Annotated in this window: 14 protein-coding genes; 2 read left to right on the top strand and 12 right to left on the bottom strand. The window is 68.3% G+C overall.

The window, feature by feature from the left end; translation table 11 throughout:
- Positions 1-160: 160 nt before the first annotated feature.
- Positions 161-832, top strand: a complete 672-nt coding sequence (locus tag CLU95_RS20140) for a lipocalin family protein (protein ID WP_099795234.1) — start codon at positions 161-163, stop codon at positions 830-832.
- Here CLU95_RS20140 and CLU95_RS20135 read toward each other — a convergent pair.
- From CLU95_RS20135 to CLU95_RS20120, 4 genes are read right to left on the bottom strand one after another with little or no spacing between them, the layout of a single operon-like run.
- A complete protein-coding gene (locus CLU95_RS20135; RefSeq protein ID WP_099795233.1) occupies positions 778-1440 on the bottom strand; it encodes an HAD family hydrolase in 663 nt (220 codons plus the stop codon). The genes CLU95_RS20140 and CLU95_RS20135 overlap by 55 nt on opposite strands.
- Before the next feature lie 12 nt (positions 1441-1452).
- Positions 1453-2493 (bottom strand): ABC transporter ATP-binding protein, encoded by a 1041-nt coding sequence (locus CLU95_RS20130; protein WP_099795232.1) that lies wholly within the window; start codon positions 2491-2493, stop codon positions 1453-1455.
- Complete coding sequence (locus CLU95_RS20125) at positions 2490-4763, bottom strand: ABC transporter permease (RefSeq protein WP_099795231.1); 2274 nt, start codon at positions 4761-4763, stop codon at positions 2490-2492. The genes CLU95_RS20130 and CLU95_RS20125 overlap by 4 nt, the downstream gene beginning before the upstream one ends.
- Entirely contained in the window at positions 4764-5774 is a 1011-nt protein-coding gene (locus CLU95_RS20120) for an ABC transporter substrate-binding protein (protein WP_099795230.1), read from the bottom strand.
- A 143-nt stretch (positions 5775-5917) separates the two neighbouring features.
- On the opposite strand from CLU95_RS20120, the gene zwf reads away from it, so the two are divergent.
- Positions 5918-7390 carry a glucose-6-phosphate dehydrogenase gene (gene zwf, locus CLU95_RS20115; RefSeq protein WP_099795229.1) on the top strand — a complete coding sequence of 491 codons (1473 nt, stop codon included), beginning with the start codon at positions 5918-5920 and terminating at the stop codon, positions 7388-7390.
- 28 nt (positions 7391-7418) lie between these two features.
- Here zwf and ygiD read toward each other — a convergent pair whose 3' ends face one another.
- The 8 genes from ygiD to CLU95_RS20075 all read right to left on the bottom strand — a co-directional run bounded on the left by ygiD (position 7419) and on the right by CLU95_RS20075 (position 17403).
- Complete coding sequence (ygiD, locus tag CLU95_RS20110) at positions 7419-8324, bottom strand: 4,5-DOPA dioxygenase extradiol (RefSeq protein WP_099795228.1); 906 nt, start codon at positions 8322-8324, stop codon at positions 7419-7421.
- A gap of 101 nt (positions 8325-8425) precedes the next feature.
- Entirely contained in the window at positions 8426-10393 is a 1968-nt protein-coding gene (locus CLU95_RS20105; protein WP_099795227.1) for a glycosyltransferase family 2 protein, read from the bottom strand.
- Positions 10390-11430: an ABC transporter ATP-binding protein gene (locus CLU95_RS20100; RefSeq protein WP_099795226.1), complete on the bottom strand. Its 1041-nt coding sequence runs from the start codon at positions 11428-11430 to the stop codon at positions 10390-10392. The genes CLU95_RS20105 and CLU95_RS20100 overlap by 4 nt, the downstream gene beginning before the upstream one ends.
- On the bottom strand, positions 11427-12497 hold the full coding sequence (locus tag CLU95_RS20095) for an ABC transporter ATP-binding protein (RefSeq protein ID WP_099795225.1): 1071 nt from the start codon (positions 12495-12497) through the stop codon (positions 11427-11429). Before CLU95_RS20095 ends, CLU95_RS20100 begins: the two co-directional genes overlap by 4 nt.
- A gap of 21 nt (positions 12498-12518) precedes the next feature.
- Positions 12519-13430, bottom strand: a complete 912-nt coding sequence (locus tag CLU95_RS20090; protein ID WP_099795224.1) for an ABC transporter permease — start codon at positions 13428-13430, stop codon at positions 12519-12521.
- A gap of 104 nt (positions 13431-13534) precedes the next feature.
- Positions 13535-15115, bottom strand: a complete 1581-nt coding sequence (locus CLU95_RS20085; RefSeq protein ID WP_099795223.1) for an ABC transporter substrate-binding protein — start codon at positions 15113-15115, stop codon at positions 13535-13537.
- Positions 15116-15146: 31 nt separating this feature from the next.
- Positions 15147-16421 (bottom strand): M20 aminoacylase family protein, encoded by a 1275-nt coding sequence (locus CLU95_RS20080; RefSeq protein WP_099795222.1) that lies wholly within the window; start codon positions 16419-16421, stop codon positions 15147-15149.
- Between the two features lies 1 nt (position 16422).
- The gene (locus CLU95_RS20075) at positions 16423-17403 is read right to left on the bottom strand and encodes an ABC transporter permease (RefSeq protein ID WP_056573001.1); all 981 of its coding nucleotides are present in this window, start codon (positions 17401-17403) and stop codon (positions 16423-16425) included.
- Positions 17404-17595: the final 192 nt, after the last annotated feature.

The raw sequence follows: 17595 nt of genomic DNA, 5'->3' as shown, positions 1-17595 counted from the left end.
CGGGTTTTCGCGAAGCTCCATCGGCCTGCGGCCCGAAGGGTTGTCGGCCGCCCTGCCCTACAGGGGCTGTGGTCCCTGGCTGACGGCAGCCGGCCGCGGCCGAGGGCACCCTGAACCTGACGCGGCATCTCTGCCGAACGACCTTCCCTCAGGAGCCCCCATGACCCCTCGCCCTCCACGCCCCGTGCCCACCACCGGCCGCCCCTTCGACGACCGCCGCACCAGCCACGCGATCGGCGCCATGGCCACCGCCTTCGTCGTGGGCGGCGTGGCCACCTGGTACGCGCTGGGCGCCGCACGCACAGCCCGTGTACGCCCTGCCGGCCCGGCCGACGGCGCCCCGCTCATGCGCGCGCCGCTGCAGGTGGTGGCGCCGGTCGACCTGCACCGCTACGCCGGCCTCTGGCACGAACAGGCCCGCCTGCCGAACCGGTTCCAGAAACAGTGCGCCGGCCCGGTGAGCGCCGAGTACACGCCGCAGCCCGACGGCAGCGTGCAGGTGCGCAACCGCTGCGTGCGCGCCGACGGGAACTTCGACGAGGCCATCGGCAGTGCGCGCGTGGTGCCCGTGGCCGGCCAGCCCGGCGCGGGGCGGCTGCAGGTGCGCTTTGCCCCGGCGTGGATGGGCTGGCTGCCGCTGGTGTGGGGCGACTACTGGATTTTGAAGCTCGACCGCGACTACCAGGTGGCGCTGGTCGGTACGCCCGACCGTGAGTACCTTTGGGTGCTCTCGCGCGCGCCGCGCCTGGAGGACGACGTCTTGCAGGCCGAGCTGGACTACGCCCGCAGCCTGGGGTTCGACACCGACAAGGTGGTGCTCACCGGCAGGTAGCGCTGCAGCTGCGAGGGCAGCATGGCCGGCGCGGTGCAGTGGATGGCGTGCCAGCCGAAGGCGCGCGCCATCTCGACGTTGGCGGCCGAGTCGTCGATGAACACGGTCTGCTCGGGGTCGAGGCCGTGGCGCATGGCCAGCACCTCGTAGATCTCGCGCTCCGGCTTGAGAAACTTCACATCGCCCGAGAACACGCCGCCGTCGAAACGTCGCATGAACGCGTGCCGGCGCTCGAGGGCACGGGCAAACGGCGCGGGCATGTTCGACAGGTAGTACAGCCGCAGCGGCTCGCCGGCATCGCGCTGGGCGATGAGCTGTTCGAGCATCTCCAGCGTGACGTCGATGGGCTCCAGCCGCTCCCCGAGCCCGTCGAGCATGGCGTGCAGCGACGCGGCCGGCAGCGCCAGCCGGGCCGACATGCGGGCGATGGCATCGTCCAGCGTGCGGGTGCCGCAGTCGAAGCCGGTCCAGTCGTCGTGATGGAAAAGGGCCCGTCCCAAGGCCGCGGCAGCGGCTTCAGTGGGGGCGTGAGGGGCAAGATGGGCCTGGACCAGCCGCGTCGGCTCCCAGGCGAACAGCACGGCGCCAAGATCGAAAACCACGTTCATGGCGCCATTGTTTCATGCGCCGGGCACCACGCTCACGCCATGGGTTCCGAGCGACAGGGTGGTCTGCGTGCCGGCCGCCAGCGGGCGCGACAGGTCGGTCGACACCACGAAGACCGGCCCCAGCGGGGTGTCGAAGCCGTATTCGTAGTAGCTGCCGAGGTAGGCCGCCTTGCGCAGCGTGGCGGGCAGGCCGTCGAGCGCGCCGATGTCCCAGGCCTCGGGCCGCACCGCCACCTTCACCGTGCCGGGCGCCACCGCGTAGCGCGGCTGCAGGCGCAACGGGCCGAGCGTGACGCTGCCGTCGGCCTGCGCCACAGCCGGGAACACCATCGCCTCGCCCATGAAGCCGGCAACGAACTCGCTCTCGGGACGACCGTACAACTGCTCGGGCGTGCCGCGCTGGGCGATCACGCCGTGGTCCATCACGATGATCTGGTCGCTCACGGCCAGCGCCTCGCTCTGGTCGTGCGTCACGTAGGCCACGGTGAGCTTCAGGCGCTGCTGCAGCGACCGGATTTCCTCGCGCATCTCGCGCCGCAGGCGGGCGTCGAGGTTGGACAGCGGCTCGTCGAACAGCAGCACCGCCGGCTCCAGCACCAGCGCGCGCGCCAGGGCCACGCGCTGCTGCTGGCCGCCCGACAGCTCGCTGGGCAGGCGCTCGTCGAAGCCGACCAGGCCGACACCCTTGAGCGCATCGCGCGCGCGCGACGTGGCCTCGTCCTTCTTCACGCCGCTCATGCGCAGGCCGTAGCCCACGTTCTCGATCACGTTCATGTGCGGGAACAGCGCGTAGCTCTGGAACATCATGCTCACGTTGCGCTCGCCCGGGCCGAGCGTGGTGACGTCGCGCCCGCCCATGAAGATCGACCCCGAGGTCGGCGACTCGAGCCCCGCGATCATGCGCAGCGTGGTCGTCTTGCCGCAGCCCGAGGGGCCGAGGATGGTGGTGAGCGTCCCCACAGGCACCTCGAAGCTGATGCCCTTGACGGCCATCGGCCCGTTCTTGTCGGCGCCATAGCGCTTGGTGACGTTGCGGAATTCGATGCCATTCATACGGAGAGGCTTTCCATTTTGTGATGTCCCTGATGCGGAGGCGCGGCCCCACGCCGACCCAGCTTGCGCTCCCCCACCACGAACTGCACCAGCGCAATCGCCAGCGACATCAGCACCATGAGCACCGTGCAGTACGCGAGCGCGATGCCGTAGTCGCCGTTGCCGACGCGGCCGATGATGTAGGTGGTGGCCAGTTCGTTCTCGGCCGTGACCAGGAAGATCACCGCGCTCACCGTCGTCATGGCGCGCACGAAGCTGTAGACCAGCGCGGCCACCAGCGCCGGCTTGAGCAGCGGCAGAACCACCTTGAACAAGGTCTGCGAGGTCGAGGCGCGCAGCATCAGCGAGGCCTCGTCGAGCGAGCGGTCGAGCTGCTTGAAGGCCGCCGTGCCGGCCCGCACGCCCACCGGCAAATTGCGGAACATGAAGCACAGCACGATGATGAGCCCCGTGCCCGTGAGTTCGAACGGCGGCACGTTGAAGGCCAGGATGTAGCTCACGCCGAGCACCGTGCCCGGGATCGCAAAGGCCAGCAGCGCACCGAACTCGAAGAGGCCCTGCCCCTTGAACTCGTTGCGCGCCAGCAGCCAGGCGATCAGCAAACCGAGCGCGGCGGTGATCGGCGCCGAGATGCCGGCCAGCTTCAGCGTGGTGATCAGCGAGTTCCACGCCGTGCCGGCCCACACCAGCCCGAACTGGCCCCACTCCAGCGCGAAGGCGCTCTTGAAGTGGTTCAGCGTGAAGCTGTAGTCGCGGCCCCAGGTCTGCACGAAGCCGCCCGCAAAGGCGAACAGGTAGACCACCGCCGTGAACGCGATCCACGGCAGCGCAACGCACTGGATGGTGCGGCGCACGCCGTCGGGCAGCGCCATCGCGATGCCGGCATCGCCCTTGCCGCTCACGGTCGTGTAGTTCTGCTTGCCGAGCAGCCCACGCTGCAGCGCGAACACGCCGAGCGCGAACAGCGTGAGCACCCAGGCCAGCGAGGCCGCACGGCCCTGGTCGTACTGCGCGCCGACGATGGCAAAGAAGATGTCGGTCGACAGCACCGAGAACTGGCCGCCCACCACCACCGGGTTGCCGAAGTCGGCCATGCTCTCGATGAAGCCGACCAGGAAGGCGTTGGCCAGCCCGGGCTTGAGCAGCGGCAGCGTGACGGTGAAAAACGCGCGGCGCCGGTCGGCGCGCAGCATCTGCGCGGCCTCTTCCAGGCTGGGCGCGATGCCCTGCACCACGCCGCGCATGATCATGAAGGCAATGGGCGTGAAGGCGAACAGCTGCGCCACCAGCACGCCCGGCATGCCGTAGAACCAGCGCGTGGGCTCGATGCCGAACACGCTTTCGAGCACCTGGTTGACGATGCCCGCGCGGCCGAACAGCAGGATCAGGCCGAGGCCGACGACGAACGGCGGCGTGATGATCGGCAGCAGCGCCAGCACCCGCAGCACGCCCTGCCCGCGCTGGCTGCCGCGCTCGGCCATCAGCGCCATCAGCGTGCCCAGGAAGGTGGTGCCGGCCGCGGTGAGCAGCGCCAGCACCAGCGTGTTCCACGCCACGCCGCAGCGCACCCCGCCCGCCAGGCAGCCCAGGCCCCAGATGCGCTCGGTGAACACGCGCGCCGCGAAGGCCGCGATCGACCATTGCCCGTCTTCGTTGAAGAAGGCGCCCGACAGCGCACGGCTCACCGGGTAGGCGATGAACAGCGCCATCAGCACGCCGCAGCCGACGACCGCGGCAGCCACGAAGAGGTCGCCCTTGAACAGGCCGAGCCGCGCGATGCCGAAGGCCGCCAGCAGCACCAGCGCCGTGAGCGCCACGAAGCCGCCCGCGCCGATGCCGAACTGATTGACGGCCAGCTCGCCGAATCGCGTGTTGAGCGCCGCGACGCTCCAGCCGCGCGCGCCGATGGTGAAGCCCGCGACCGCCAGGCCGATGGCGCCGATCGCGCCGCCCGCCAGCAACCAGCGCCCCTGCGCCTTGCCGGCCGGCAAGGCCGCACCGACGGCGCACAACAGCAACCCGGCCAGCCCGATGAAGAGCCAGCTGCGTCCCTGCGTGGCCGCCTGCATCAGCCCGTTGGCGCCCTCTGCACTGCCGAACACCTGCGGAACGGCTTCGTACCAGGTCGCGTCCTGGATCGCATACCAGGGCAGCACGAGGTAGGCCGCGAAGCCCAGTGCGACCCAGGCCCAGATCCAGCGCCGTGCGCGCCGGGCGGCGGCGAGAGACGCCGGATTGACCGGCGCGCCTTCGTTGGAACGCGCGTCCACTTAGCGCGGCAGCGAATTGACGTCTTTTTCCCAGCGCGCGATCAGGCGACGGCGCTCGGCGCTGGCGCCGTACTTGGCGTAGTCGTAGTTGACGAACTTGATCTTCTTGAAGTCGGGAATGCGCGGATCGAGCTTGGCGGTCGCATTGCTCGGCAGCTGGAACTGCTTGTTGGCGGCGCCCAGCTCCTGCGCGGCGGGCGTGAGTGCCCATTCGTAGAACTTCTTGGCCGCGTCGAGATTGCGCGCGCCCTTGATGATGCTCATGGAGCCGATCTCGGCGCCGGTGCCGTCGCTGGGCGTGATGGTCTCGACCGGAAAGCCCTGCATCTTCTCGCCCGGGCCGTCGTGCACGAAGCTGATGGAGATCGCGGTTTCGCCGCGCGCCACTGCCTTGATCGGACCGGTGCCCGAGCGGGTGTACTGGCCGACGTTCTTGTGCAGCGCCTTGAGGTAGTCGAAAGCCTTGTCCTCGCCCATGAGCTGCACCAGCGTGGCGATCATCGTGTAGGCCGTGCCGCTCGAGGCCGGGTTGGCCACCTGGATGTCGCCCTTGTACTCGGGCTTGAGCAGGTCGGCCCAGGTCTTGGGCACCGGCAGCTTCTTCTTGGCGAGCAGCTCGGGGTTGTAGCCGAAGCCCAGCGGGCCCGAGTAGATGCCCACGGTCTTGTAGCCCGACTGCTTGGCCTGCTGCTGCGCCCAGGGGTGCAATTGCGGCAGCGTGGGCGACTTGTATTCGAGCGTGAGCCCCTGCTCGGCCGCCTGCAGGTGCGGGTCGCCCGTGCCACCGAACCAGACGTCGGTCTTGGGGTTGTCCTTCTCGGCGATGAGCTGGGCCAGCGCCTCGCCCGAGCCCTTGAGCGCCATGTTGATGCGCACGCCCGTGGTGCGCGCGTAGACGGTGGAGATCACGTTGCACCACTCGGCCTGCACCGAGCAGATGACGTTGACGGTTTGCGCCGACGCGGCGGCCGACAGACCCAGCAGCGCGGCTGCCGTGAAAAGCTTCTTCATTGGTATTCCCCTGCCTCAGGCATAAAAAAAGGCCTTGCGGCCTTGGGTCAGCGTAGCTTTAGTACAGGTGTGCCGAATCGGTAGAAGTACCATCGCGACTGGCACGTTGCCTGCTCGGCATTCAGACAAAGGAAAGTTTTCTCATGAGCTTCGATCTCGTTCTGTTCGGCGGTACTGGCGACCTTGCGTGGCGCAAGTTGATGCCCGCGCTGTTCCAGGCCTTCAGGCACGGCAGCCTGCCGCAGGACGGACGCATCGTCGGCGTCGCGCGCGACGACCTGTCGGACGACCAGTACCGCGAGCTGATCCAGTCGCGCTTCAGCGCCGTCGAAGGCGCCAAGCGCCCCTCCCCCGAGGAGTTCAAGAAGTTCGCCTCCATGCTGCACTACCTGCGCATGGACCTGTCCAAGCCCGCCGACTACGCCAGCCTGGCCGAGCTGCTCAAACAGCGCGACGCCAAGACGGTCGTGATGTACGTGGCCACGGCGCCCGCGCTCTTCACGCAGGTGGTCGAGCAGATCGCCGCCGCCGGGCTCAACGGCCCGCGCACCCGTGTCGTGCTCGAAAAGCCGCTGGGCCACGACCTGGCCTCCAACCGCGCCATCAACGCGGCGGTGGGCAAGGTGCTCGAGGAGAAGCAGGTCTTCCGCATCGACCACTACCTGGGCAAGCCCTCGGTGCAGAACCTGTTCGCAATGCGCTTCGGCAACGCGCTGTTCGAGCCCATCTGGCGCCGCGAGCACATCGCCAATATCCAGATCACCATGGCCGAAGACCTCGGCGTGGAAAAGCGCGGCGCCTTCTACGACCAGACCGGCGCCCTGCGCGACATGGTGCAGAACCATGCGCTGCAGCTGCTGTGCGCCGTGGCCATGGAGCCGCCGATCAACGCGCACGCCGACGCCATCCGCGACGAAAAGCTCAAGGTGCTGCGCGCCCTCAAGCCCTGGACGCCCGAGACGCTGGGCCTGCATGCGGTGCGCGGCCAGTACACGGCCGGCACGGCCTACGGCGAGCGGGTACAGGGCTACCGCGACGAACCGGGCGTGAACCCCGACAGCCGCACCGAGACCTTCGTGGCACTGCGCACCGAAATCGCCAACTGGCGCTGGGCCGGCGTGCCCTTCTACATCCGCACCGGCAAGCGGCTGGCCTCGCGCGACGCGCGCATCGAGGTCAACTTCCGCCCGACGCCGCACGCCATCTACCGCGCGCCCGCCGGCAACGTCAACAAGCTGGTCATCAACCTGCAGCCGAAGGACGGCCTGGAGCTGCACATGCTCGCGCAGGCCCAGGACAACCGCCAGCGCGGCGGCAACGGCCACGCCAGCGCCGCACAACTGGCGCCGGTTCAGCTCGACCTCGACTTCGACAAGCGCTTCGGCGCCGAGCGCGTGGGCGCCTACGAGCGCCTGCTGCTCGACGTGATCGACGGCCGCCTCAACCTGTTCGTGCGCAGCGACGAGCAGGAAGAAGCCTGGCGCTGGGTCGAGCCGCTCATCGATTCCTGGGAATCCGACGGCGGCCCGCGCCCCTATGCGGCTGGCACCTGGGGCCCCAGCGCATCGAGCGCCATGATCGCGCGCGACGGCTTCGCCTGGGGCGAAGAGCAGTAACGCAGCCGCGAGGCTGCGCGGCCTTCCTTCAGCCGAACTGAAGGCAGCGCATGCCGAGCGTGCCCGACTGAAAGCCTTCGTAGACGGTCTTCGCACGCTCGCCCGGCGCCGCAGCGCCCAGGGCATACAGGAAGGGAAAGTAGTGGTCCGGCGTGGCCACGGCGGTCGACGCCCCTTCGAGTTTCTCGTAGCCGATGAGCGCACGGTCGTCCCGGCCGGCCAGCGCGGCCTTCACCGCATCGTCGAAAGACTGCGCCCACGGGCGGCTCGCCTTCGGGCCGTCGGGCGTGCCGCGGTCGGTGGCGCGCAGGTTGTGCACCACGTTGCCGCTGCCCATCACAAGCACGCCCTGGTCGCGCAAGGCCGCCAGGTCGCGCCCCACCGCATGATGGAACGCCGCCGGCTTGTCGTAGTCGATGCTGAGCTGGAAGACCGGCACGTCGGCCTTCGGATACAGGTGCTTCAGCACGCTCCAGGTGCCGTGGTCCAGCCCCCACTGCTCGGTGGCGATCACCGGCATCTGCTTGACGGCACCGATCGCTTGGCGCGCGAGTGCAGGATGGCCGGCCGCCGGGTACTCGATGTCGAACAGCGCCTGCGGAAAACCGCCGAAATCGTGGATCGTCTTGGGCCGCGTCTGCACCGTGACGCCGGTCGCGCCCTGGCTGAGCCAGTGCGCCGACACGCTGAGGATCGCCGTGGGCCTCGGCAGCTCGCGGCCCCAGGCGGCGAGGCGGCGCGTGAAGGCGTTGTCCGCGAGCGCATTCATCGGCGAGCCGTGGCCGATGAAGATGACGGGCATGCGGCGCGCGGGTGGCGCGCCGGCCGCGTGCGCGATCTCGCTCATCGACGCCAGCGCGGCGGTCGCGCCCAGCGCCGAGCCCATGAGAAAGCCACGGCGGCCGAGCAGGCGGGTCATCGGGGTGGAGGTCATCGTGTCAGGGGGTGTGGGTTCGGGGCCAACCCGGGACTGTGCAACAGAGTGACGGCAGGGAAAGTGCGTTTACGCACACCGTGCGGCGCCAGCGCCATGGATCACGGCACGAATGCACGCAGGCGCTCGCCCAGCGGCGCCAGGAAGTCGCGCAGCAAGGGCTCGCGCATCAGCGTGTCGAGGTAGCCCGGCGCCAGTCGCCCGTTCTGTGCATACACCGCCAGCACGCGCAGACTTTCACCGCGCAGCACCGTGGTCGCGTGGACGTCACCCTGCCGCTCGCAGGCGCTCGCCATGTCGCGCAGCAGCGCCGTGGCATCGTCGGCATCGGGCGCCCATTGCTGGCCGTAGAGCCGGGCCAGCCGCTGCGCATCGGCAGACGGCACGTCGGGGAAGACCAGCGGCAGCAAGCGTTCGCGCACATGGGCCAGCGCCATCACATCGGTTTCCGCAAGGCCTGTGGCGTGGTGGCGCGTCAGGCGATTCAGGCCCATGCCGAGGTTGGCGAGCCGCGCGTCGCCACGCACCAGCTCCAGCAACAGGCCGAGCCATGCGAACCGGCCGAGCGTGGCATCGAAGCCCAGCCCGCGTTGCCGAATTCGAGGCAGCGCCAGCATCAGGCCGCCCATCAGCAGCGGTTGTTCGTGCGGCAGATGGGCCAACAGCGCAGCCAGGATCTGGTCGTGCATCTCCGGCACACGCTGCATCGACGGCGAGCCCGCGTCGCCGTCGCGGGCGTACCAGGCACCGACCGCGCCGATCTCCGGCGACGCCCGCAGGAATGCGGACTGCACCTGCAAGCGCTCGGGCGCACTGCGCACGGTCGGCGACCACAGCGCCAGCGTGTCGCCGCGCGCCTGCATCAACCCCCATTGCGCGGCGGCCGCCCACCCCATCGGGACGGGCGCCTGCAACAGCAGCAGCCCGGCCAGCCGCGGGTCGGCGGCCATGCGCGCGCGAATCACGTCGACGGTGGCATCGGTGGAGCCGTCGTCCACAACGATGATCTGGTGCGGTGCGAGGCTTTGCTCGGCGATCGATGCCAAGGCGTCCGCAACGTCCTTCTCGTCATCGCGCATCACCATCAGGACCGACACCTGCGAGGCAGGCTCACGCGTGCTCCGTGCCTGCTGCCCCACCCACCGCTGCCGGGCCGCCGCAAGGTAGCGCTGCATCGCACCCGCCAGCACCTCATGCTGCGGCGGCAAGGATTGCAGCGCCCGCGGCCCCGCGATTTCCAATGCGCGCCGCCGCGGCGCATCGGCCACCAGTGCGCGCACGCGGTCGACCAGCTCGTCCTTCGTGCACCCTTCGACCGCGTCGCGCAGCACCTGCGGAATTTCGGAATGGGGATACAGCTCCGACACCACGGCCTTGCGATGCCGCAGCAGGATCGACAGGCGCGGCAGCTCCACCGTGCTGGAGTGGTCGGCCTTGCGCATGTTCAGCCCGACCTTGGCGCGCGGCAGCAAGGCGTCGCGCTGCGCCGGCGTCCAGGCGGTACCGAAGGGATAGGCCACACGCAGTCCGGCGGCGGTCAGTGCCTCCAGCACCTGCAGCCGCCGGGGCGTCGTCTCGCCGAAGAAGATGACGTCGATGTCCTGCTGCGCATCGTCCAGCACCTCGGACGCCGGCACCAGCGGCGTGGCCATCGGCTCGAAGCCCGGGCCCACGTAATCGGCGCGGTAGATGCCCAGCGCCGGGTGGTGCACCATGTTCTCGAGGCTGTACTCCCACACGTGAGCGCGCTGCAGCAGCCGTCGATAACCAGGCATCTCCGCGAGCAACTCGGGAAGGGCCGGCTCGAAGTTGACGACGATCGCATTCGGCGGCAATTCGTCGTCCGAGGGCAGGCTCAGGCCCATCGCGAAGAAGAAGAGGTTGATGTCGTCGTTGTCGACACCCGGGCCCGGCGCGATGCTTGTGGTGTAGCCGAGGCGCTCGCAGGCGAGGCGAAAGCCCTCCATCACCTCCTGCACGTTCTCATTGCCCAGCGAGCAGAAGCGCAGGTGCGGCCGGTACGGAAAGTTGTCCGCCGGCCAGCCCTGCGGGCTGCCGCCTTCGCTCACAAGCGGCCTTCCTCCACCGCGTGGCAGGCCACCTGCACGCCCTTCAGGCTCAACAGCGACGGTCGCTCCGACGAGCAGCGCGCATTCGCATGCGGGCAACGCGGATGAAAGGCGCAGCCGGTCGGCGGGTTCAGCGGGTTCGGCACTTCGCCCTGCACTGGCGTGCGCGCACGGCCCGTGTGCTTCATCTGCGGGATCGCGTCGAGCAGCATGCGGGTGTACGGGTGCTGCGGCTCGGCGAAGAGCTTCTGCTTGTCCGCCACCTCGACCAGCCGGCCCAGGTACATCACACCGACCTGGTCGGCCACGTGACGCACCACGGCGAGGTTGTGCGAGATGAAGAGGTAGGTCAGGCCCTGCTCGCGCTGCAGGTCCTTCATGATGTTGAGCACCTGCGCCTGCACGCTCACGTCGAGCGCGGAGGTGGGCTCGTCGCACACCAGGAACTCGGGCTGCGTGGCGAGCGCGCGGGCAATTGAAATGCGCTGGCGCTGGCCGCCCGAGAACTGGTGCGGGTACTTGCTCATGTCCAGCGGCGAGAGGCCGACCGACTGCAGCAGCTCGCCCACGCGCTGGCGCAGCGCGTCCTTGTCGCTCAGGATGCCATGCTCGCGCAGCGGCTCGCCGATGATGTCTTCGACGATCCAGCGCGGGTTGAGGCTCGCGTAGGGGTCCTGGAAGATCATCTGGATGCGGCGGCGCAGGGTGCGGCCTTCGGGCGTCTTGAACGCGGCGTGCGCGTCCTGCCCGTCGAACTGCAGGCCGCCGCGTGTCGGCGCATACAGGCCGACCAGCAGCCGCGCGACGGTGCTCTTGCCGCAGCCCGATTCACCGACCAGCGCGAGCGTCTTGCCGCGCTCGATGGAAAAGCTCACGCCGTCGACCGCATGCAGCAGCACGCGTGGCTTGCGTTCGAGCACGCGGTTGAGCCAGGGCGGCGACACATCGAAGGTGCGCGCGAGGTCGTGCGCGACCACGAGCGGCTCGCCCGTGGCGGCCGCGGTCGTGGCGGTGCGGGGTTCGGTCACGGCGCTCATCGGGTCACCTCCGCGAGGGGTTCGGCCGCCTCGGGCGTGGCGCGCTCGCCGGCCGCCAGGGCATCGTGGTGCTGCGCAGCGATCTCGGCGCGGCCCGCATGCGGGTCGGCGGCGTCGTGCAGCCAGCAGGCGGCGCGCGTGGCGCCCGCATGCATCAGCTCGGGCCGCTCGGTCAGGCAGCGCGCAAAGGTGCGCGGGCAGCGCGGGTTGTAGGCACAGCCAGTGGGGATGGCGTTGAGCCGCGGCATGGCGCCGTCGATCTGGTTGAGCCGTTCGCGGTCGACCGTCATGTCGGGAATCGACGCCATCAGGCCCGAGGTGTAGGGATGCGCGGGCTGGTGGATCACCTCGTGCACCGGGCCGATCTCGGCGATGCGGCCCGCATACATCACGGCCACGCGGTCGCAGGTCTCGGCGATCACGCCCATGTCGTGCGTGATGAGCATCACCGCCGCGCCACGGTCTTTGCAGATCTGCTTGAGCAGCTGGATGATCTGCGCCTGGATCGACACGTCGAGCGCGGTGGTCGGCTCGTCGGCCACGATGAGCTTGGGCTCGGCCGCGAGCGCGAGCGCAATCACCACGCGCTGGCGCATGCCGCCCGAGAACTGGTGTGGGAAGTGGTCGATGCGCTGTTCGGCGGCGGGAATGCCGGTGTCCTGCAGCAGGCCGATGGCGCGCTTGCGCGCTTCCGATTCGGTCACCGGCAGGTGGGTGCGGATGGTCTCGATGAGCTGGCGGCCCACCGTGTACAGCGGGTTCAGCGAGGTCAGCGGATCTTGAAAGATCGCGCCGATCTTGCGGCCGCGGATGGGGCGCATCGCATCGAAACCGAGGTTGTCGATGCGCTGGCCTTCGAGCAGGATCTCGCCGCTGGCCACGCGGCCCGGCGGTTCGAGCAGGCCGATGATGGCCGCGCCCGTGAGCGACTTGCCCGCACCCGATTCGCCCACCACGCCGAGGATTTCTCCGGGCGCGATGTCGAAGGAAATGCGGTCGAGTGCGCGCAGCGTGCCGCGGCGGTTCGGAAATTCGACGACGAGGTCTTTGACCTGGAGCAGCGTCATGGGGGCGTTGTCCTTTTCTGTTCAGCGCAAGCGCGGGTTCAGCGCGTCGCGCAGCCAGTCGCCGAGCAGGTTCACGCTGAGTGCGATGAGCACCAGCATCAAGCCCGGGAACACCGTGATCCACCATTCGCCCGAGAACAGGTACTGGTTGCCGATGCTGATGAGCGTGCCCAGCGAGGGCGAGGTCGGCGGCACGCCGACGCCCAGGAACGAGAGCGTGGCCTCGGTGATGATCGCGGTCGCGACCTGGATGGTGGCCAGCACCATCACCGGCCCCATCACGTTGGGCAGCACGTGGCGCAGCATGATGCGCAGCGGCGCCACGCCGGTGACACGCGCGGCCTGCACGTACTCCTTGTTGCGCTCCACCAGCGTGGAGCCGCGCACGGTGCGCGCGTACTGCACCCAGCCCGTGAGCGAGATCGAAATGATCAGCACGCCGAAAGCCAGCGATTCGTGCGCGCTCGGAAAGAGCGCACGGCCCACGCCGGCGATGAGTAGCGCGACCAGGATGGGTGGGAACGACAGCATCACGTCGCATACGCGCATGAGGAAGGAGTCGAGCCAGCCGCCGAAGAAGCCAGCCAGCAGGCCGAGCACCACGCCGACCACCACCGACAGCACCACCGACACCACGCCGACGATCAGCGAGATGCGCGCGCCGTAGATCACGGCCGAAAGAATGTCGCGGCCCTGGTCGTCGGTGCCGAGCAGGTATTTGGAGGAGCCTTCGGCGCTCCAGGCCGGCGGCAGGCGGGCATCGCCGAGTTCAAGGGTGGCGAGGTCAAAAGGATTGTGCGGCGACACCCATCCGGCGAACACCGAACAGAAGACGCACACCAGCGCAATGACGGCGGCAGCGATCGCCACCGGCGAGTTGCGGAAGCTGTAGCCGACATCGCTGTCGAGCCAGCGGGCAAGGGTTTTTTTCATCGCCGGGCCGCGTGGGGGTTATTTTTCATCGTGAGTCAAAAAAGAATGGGCCCGCAAGAAGCGGGCCCATGGTCGGGCCGCTCAGGCAGCGGCCCACGGTCGACTTACTTGATGCTCATCCACTTGAAGTACATGAAGTTGTCGGCCAGTTGCACCAGCTCGACCTTCTTGCTCACGCCCCAGGCCAGCGACTGCTGATGCAGCGGCAGGTGGCCGATGTCGTCGGTGTGGATCTTGAAGGCTTCCTTGATCATCTCGTTGCGCTTGCCCTTGTCCGACTCGGACTGGATCTTCTTGGTCAGCTCGTCCAGCTTGGGGTTGCAGTAGGCGCCCAGGTTGAACTGGCCCGTGCCCTTGTCGTCGGGGCACGAGGTGAGCGAGCTCAGCGCGTTGTGTGAGTCGTAGGTGGTCGGGGTCCAGCCCAGCATGTAGAAGCTGGTGTCGCGGCGCAGGATCTTCGGGAAGTAGGTGCCCTTGGTCTCGGCCACGAGGTTGATCTTCACGCCGATCTTCGCCAGGTTGGCGGCCACGCTCTGGCAGATCTGGCCGTCGTTGACGTAGCGGTCGTTCGGGCAGTTCATCGAGACTTCGAAGCCGTTCGGGTAGCCGGCTTCGGTCAGCAGCTTCTTGGCGGCATCGACGTCGAAGGGCATGCGCTTGTCCTGGTCGGCGGTCCAGCCGTTGATGCCCGGGCCGACGAGCAGCGCGGTGGGCTTGGAGGCGCCGCGCATCACGGTGCGCTGGATGCCGTTGATGTCGATGGCCTGGTAGAAGGCCTGTCGCACGCGCTTGTCCTTGAACGGGTTCTTGCCCTTCACGTTCGAGTACTGCAGTTCGTCGCGCTTCTGGTCCATGCCCAGGAAGATGGTGCGCATCTCGGGGCCGGTGATGACGCGGGCGTTGGGTGCGGCGTTGATGCGCGCGATGTCCTGCACGGGCACGGGCTCCATCACGTCGACTTCGCCGGAGACCAGTGCGGCCACGCGGGTCGCGGGGTTGGCGATGGGCGTGAACACGATCTCTTGCGCGTTGCCGTCGATCTTGCCCCAGTAGGTGCCGTTGCGCGTGAACACGGTGCGCACGTTGGGCTGGCGTTCGCGCACGCGGAACGGGCCGGTGCCGTTGGCCTTGAACGAGGCGGTGTTCTCGATGCCCTTGCGGCGGTCGACGGGCTTGGTGGCCTGGTTTTCCTCGCACCACTTCTTGCTCATGATCATGGTGAGCGAGATCACGTCGGGCAGGATCGGGAACGGGCCGTTGGTTTCGATTTCAACGGCGAGGTCGCCGACCTTGCGCACGGCCTTGATCTCGCTGAGCGTGGCCTTCATGTCGGAACCGTCGCCCTGCGCACGCGCAAAGCTGAACACCACGTCGTCGGCGCTGAACGGCGTGCCGTCATGGAACACGACGCCCTTGCGCAGCTCGAAGCGCCACACGTTCGGCGAGGTCTGCTTCCAGCTCGTGGCCAGCAGCGGCGCCAGGCTCAGGTCCTTGTTGCGGCCCACGAGAGTTTCATAGACGTTGGCGGTGACGCTCAGTTGCAGCGACTCGTTGAGCGAGTGCGGGTCGAGCGACAGGGCGTCGCCCTGGTTCGCGATGCGGATGGTCTGCGCGCTGGCGACCATGCTGACGGCGCTCAGAGCGCACAGGACAGCGACCGCAGCCGCTTGCTTCTTGAAACTCATGGGAACACTCCTCGGGTTGAAATCGAACACATCACGGCGCCGCGGTGGCGGCGGCTTTCCCTGGCTGCAGGCTGCGGGTAGCAGCCAGCGGCATGCCCTGCTCGATCAGGCCCGCATGCAGTGCGGCGCCCAACGGCAGGATCTCGTCATTGAAGTCGTAACGGCTGTTGTGCAGGAAGGCGCCGCTGCGGACGTCCTGGCCGATGCGCAGATAGGCACCGGCCTTCTTCTGCAGCATGAAGGAAAAATCTTCGGCGCCCATGCTGGGCTCCATGTTGCGGTCGACGTTCTTCGCGCCGACCAGCGATTCGGCCACGTCGGCCGCGAACATCGCTTCGGGCGCGGTGTTGATGGTGGCCGGGTAGATGCGTTCGTACTTGATCGTCGCGGTCGCGCCAAAGCCGGCGGCAATGGCCATGCACAGCTCGCTCAGTCGCTGCTCGACCTGCGCCTGCACGCGCGCGCTGAAGGTGCGCACGGTGCCGACCAGCGTGGCCTCGCCCGGGATCACGCTCATCGCGCCGAGGTCGCCGGCCTGCACGGCGCAGATGCTGACGACGGCCGCGTCGATGGGGCGCACGCTGCGCGACACGATAGTCTGCGCCGCGGTGATGATGTGCGCGGCCACCACGACGGGATCGATGGTCTGGTAGGCGTGCGCGCCATGGCCGCCCTTGCCCTTGATCTCGATCGTCACGCGATCGGCCGCGGCCATCATGGCGCCGCGGTTGATGCCCACGGTGCCGGCCGGCATTGCGGGCCAGTTGTGCATCGCATAGACGGCGTTCACCGGAAAGCGGTCGAACAGGCCGTCTTCGATCATCACGCGCGCACCGGCAAAGCCCTCTTCGCCGGGCTGGAAGATCAGCACGGCGGTGCCGTCGAAGTCGCGCGTCTCGGCCAGGTAGCGCGCGGCGCCGACCAGCATGGCGGTGTGGCCGTCGTGGCCGCAGCCGTGCATCAGGCCGTCGTTGGCGGAGCGCCAGCCGAAGTCGTTGTCCTCGCGCATGGGCAGCGCGTCCATGTCGGCGCGCAGGCCGATCATGCGGCCGCTGGCCGTCGACTTGCCACGAATGACGCCGACCACGCCGGTCTTGCCGATGCCGTCGTGGATCTCATCCACGCCGCAGGCCCGCAGTGCCTCGCGCACGCGGCCCGAGGTGTAGACCTCTTCGAAGCCGAGTTCGGGGTTGGCATGCAGGTCGCGGCGAAAGGCCTCGATCTCGGGGTAGAAGCTGGCGATGTGCGCGAAGGCCCGGCCGGAGGCCTGCAGGCGCGGCGCGGCAACTGCGGCTGTTGCGCTCACCTCAATGGCCTCCCGCCTTGCCCACGCGCAGCCGGGGATCGACCACGAAGTACAACAGGTCGACCACGAGGTTGATCACCACGAAGATCAGCGCGATCAGGCACAGGTAGGCGGCCATCACCGGGATGTCCGCGAAGGTCACGGCCTGAATGAAGAGCAGCCCCATGCCGGGCCACTGGAACACCGACTCCGTGATGATGGCGAAGGCGATCAGGCCGCCGAGCTGCAGGCCGGTGATGGTCATGACCGGCACCAGCGTGTTCTTGAGCGCGTGGCCGAAGTGGATCGCGCGGTTCGACAGGCCCCGTGCGCGCGCGAACTTGATGTAGTCGGTGCGCAGCACCTCGAGCATCTCGGCGCGCACCAGTCGCATGATCAGCGTGAGCTGGAAGATCGCCAACGTCACCGCCGGCAGGATGATGTGGTGCCAGCCGTCGGCCTTGAAGAGCCCGCTGGTCCACCAGCCGAACTGCACGGTGTCGCCGCGCCCGAAGCTCGGGAACCAGCCCAGCGTCACGGCGAAGACGAGGATCAGCAGGATGCCGATCAGGAAGGTGGGCAGCGACACGCCGAGCAGCGACACGGTCATGAACACCTGGCTCATGAAGGTGCCACGGCGCAATGCGGTGTACACGCCCATCGGAATGCCGACGAACAGCGCGAGGGCCGCAGCCACGAGTGCGAGTTCGAGCGTGGCCGGGAAGCGCTCGCCGATCAGGCGCGACACCTTGGCGCCCTGGCGCAGGCTCAGGCCGAACTCGCCTTGTGCGGCGTTGACCAGGAAATGCCAGAACTGCACGAAGAAGGGTCGGTCGAGCCCCAATGCGGCGCGCATTTCACGGATCTGGTCGGGCTTGGCGTCTTGTCCCAGCAGGAACACGACCGGGTCGCCGACATATTGAAAGAGGAGGAAGGCAATGAACGCAACCGCGATCATCACGATCACGGCCTGGATCAGGCGGCGCAGTACAAAGGCAGTCATTCAGGAACAAGAGTGGTCGCGGCATGCTAGCAGTGCAAACAGCGTGCCCGCACGGGGGTTCCCCGGGGGTGCACACAGATGGTGCTCTTTGCCAACACTGCCCGTCCTCGCGATGACGGCGCCCCAATGAAAAAAGCCACCCGGCTTGCGCCGGGTGGCTTTTGAGTCTTTCGATTCGAAGCTGGCTTACGC

The sequence above is a fragment of the Variovorax sp. 54 genome (genome assembly GCF_002754375.1).
Classification (GTDB): Bacteria; Pseudomonadota; Gammaproteobacteria; order Burkholderiales; family Burkholderiaceae_C; genus Variovorax.
The sequence above is the reverse complement of the archived record's forward strand: the minus strand, read 5'-3'. Positions and strand labels throughout refer to the sequence as shown.

Bases quoted from the DNA above. Each gene is read 5' to 3' on its own strand.
- CLU95_RS20140 (WP_099795234.1), top strand. From the start codon at position 161: ATGACCCCTCGCCCTCCACGCCCCGTGCCCACCACCGGCCGCCCCTTC.
- CLU95_RS20135 (WP_099795233.1), bottom strand. From the start codon at position 1,440: ATGAACGTGGTTTTCGATCTTGGCGCCGTGCTGTTCGCCTGGGAGCCG.
- CLU95_RS20130 (WP_099795232.1), bottom strand. From the start codon at position 2,493: ATGAATGGCATCGAATTCCGCAACGTCACCAAGCGCTATGGCGCCGAC.
- CLU95_RS20120 (WP_099795230.1), bottom strand. From the start codon at position 5,774: ATGAAGAAGCTTTTCACGGCAGCCGCGCTGCTGGGTCTGTCGGCCGCC.
- zwf (WP_099795229.1), top strand. From the start codon at position 5,918: ATGAGCTTCGATCTCGTTCTGTTCGGCGGTACTGGCGACCTTGCGTGG.
- ygiD (WP_099795228.1), bottom strand. From the start codon at position 8,324: ATGACCTCCACCCCGATGACCCGCCTGCTCGGCCGCCGTGGCTTTCTC.
- CLU95_RS20100 (WP_099795226.1), bottom strand. From the start codon at position 11,430: ATGAGCGCCGTGACCGAACCCCGCACCGCCACGACCGCGGCCGCCACG.
- CLU95_RS20095 (WP_099795225.1), bottom strand. From the start codon at position 12,497: ATGACGCTGCTCCAGGTCAAAGACCTCGTCGTCGAATTTCCGAACCGC.
- CLU95_RS20090 (WP_099795224.1), bottom strand. From the start codon at position 13,430: ATGAAAAAAACCCTTGCCCGCTGGCTCGACAGCGATGTCGGCTACAGC.
- CLU95_RS20085 (WP_099795223.1), bottom strand. From the start codon at position 15,115: ATGAGTTTCAAGAAGCAAGCGGCTGCGGTCGCTGTCCTGTGCGCTCTG.
- CLU95_RS20075 (WP_056573001.1), bottom strand. From the start codon at position 17,403: ATGACTGCCTTTGTACTGCGCCGCCTGATCCAGGCCGTGATCGTGATG.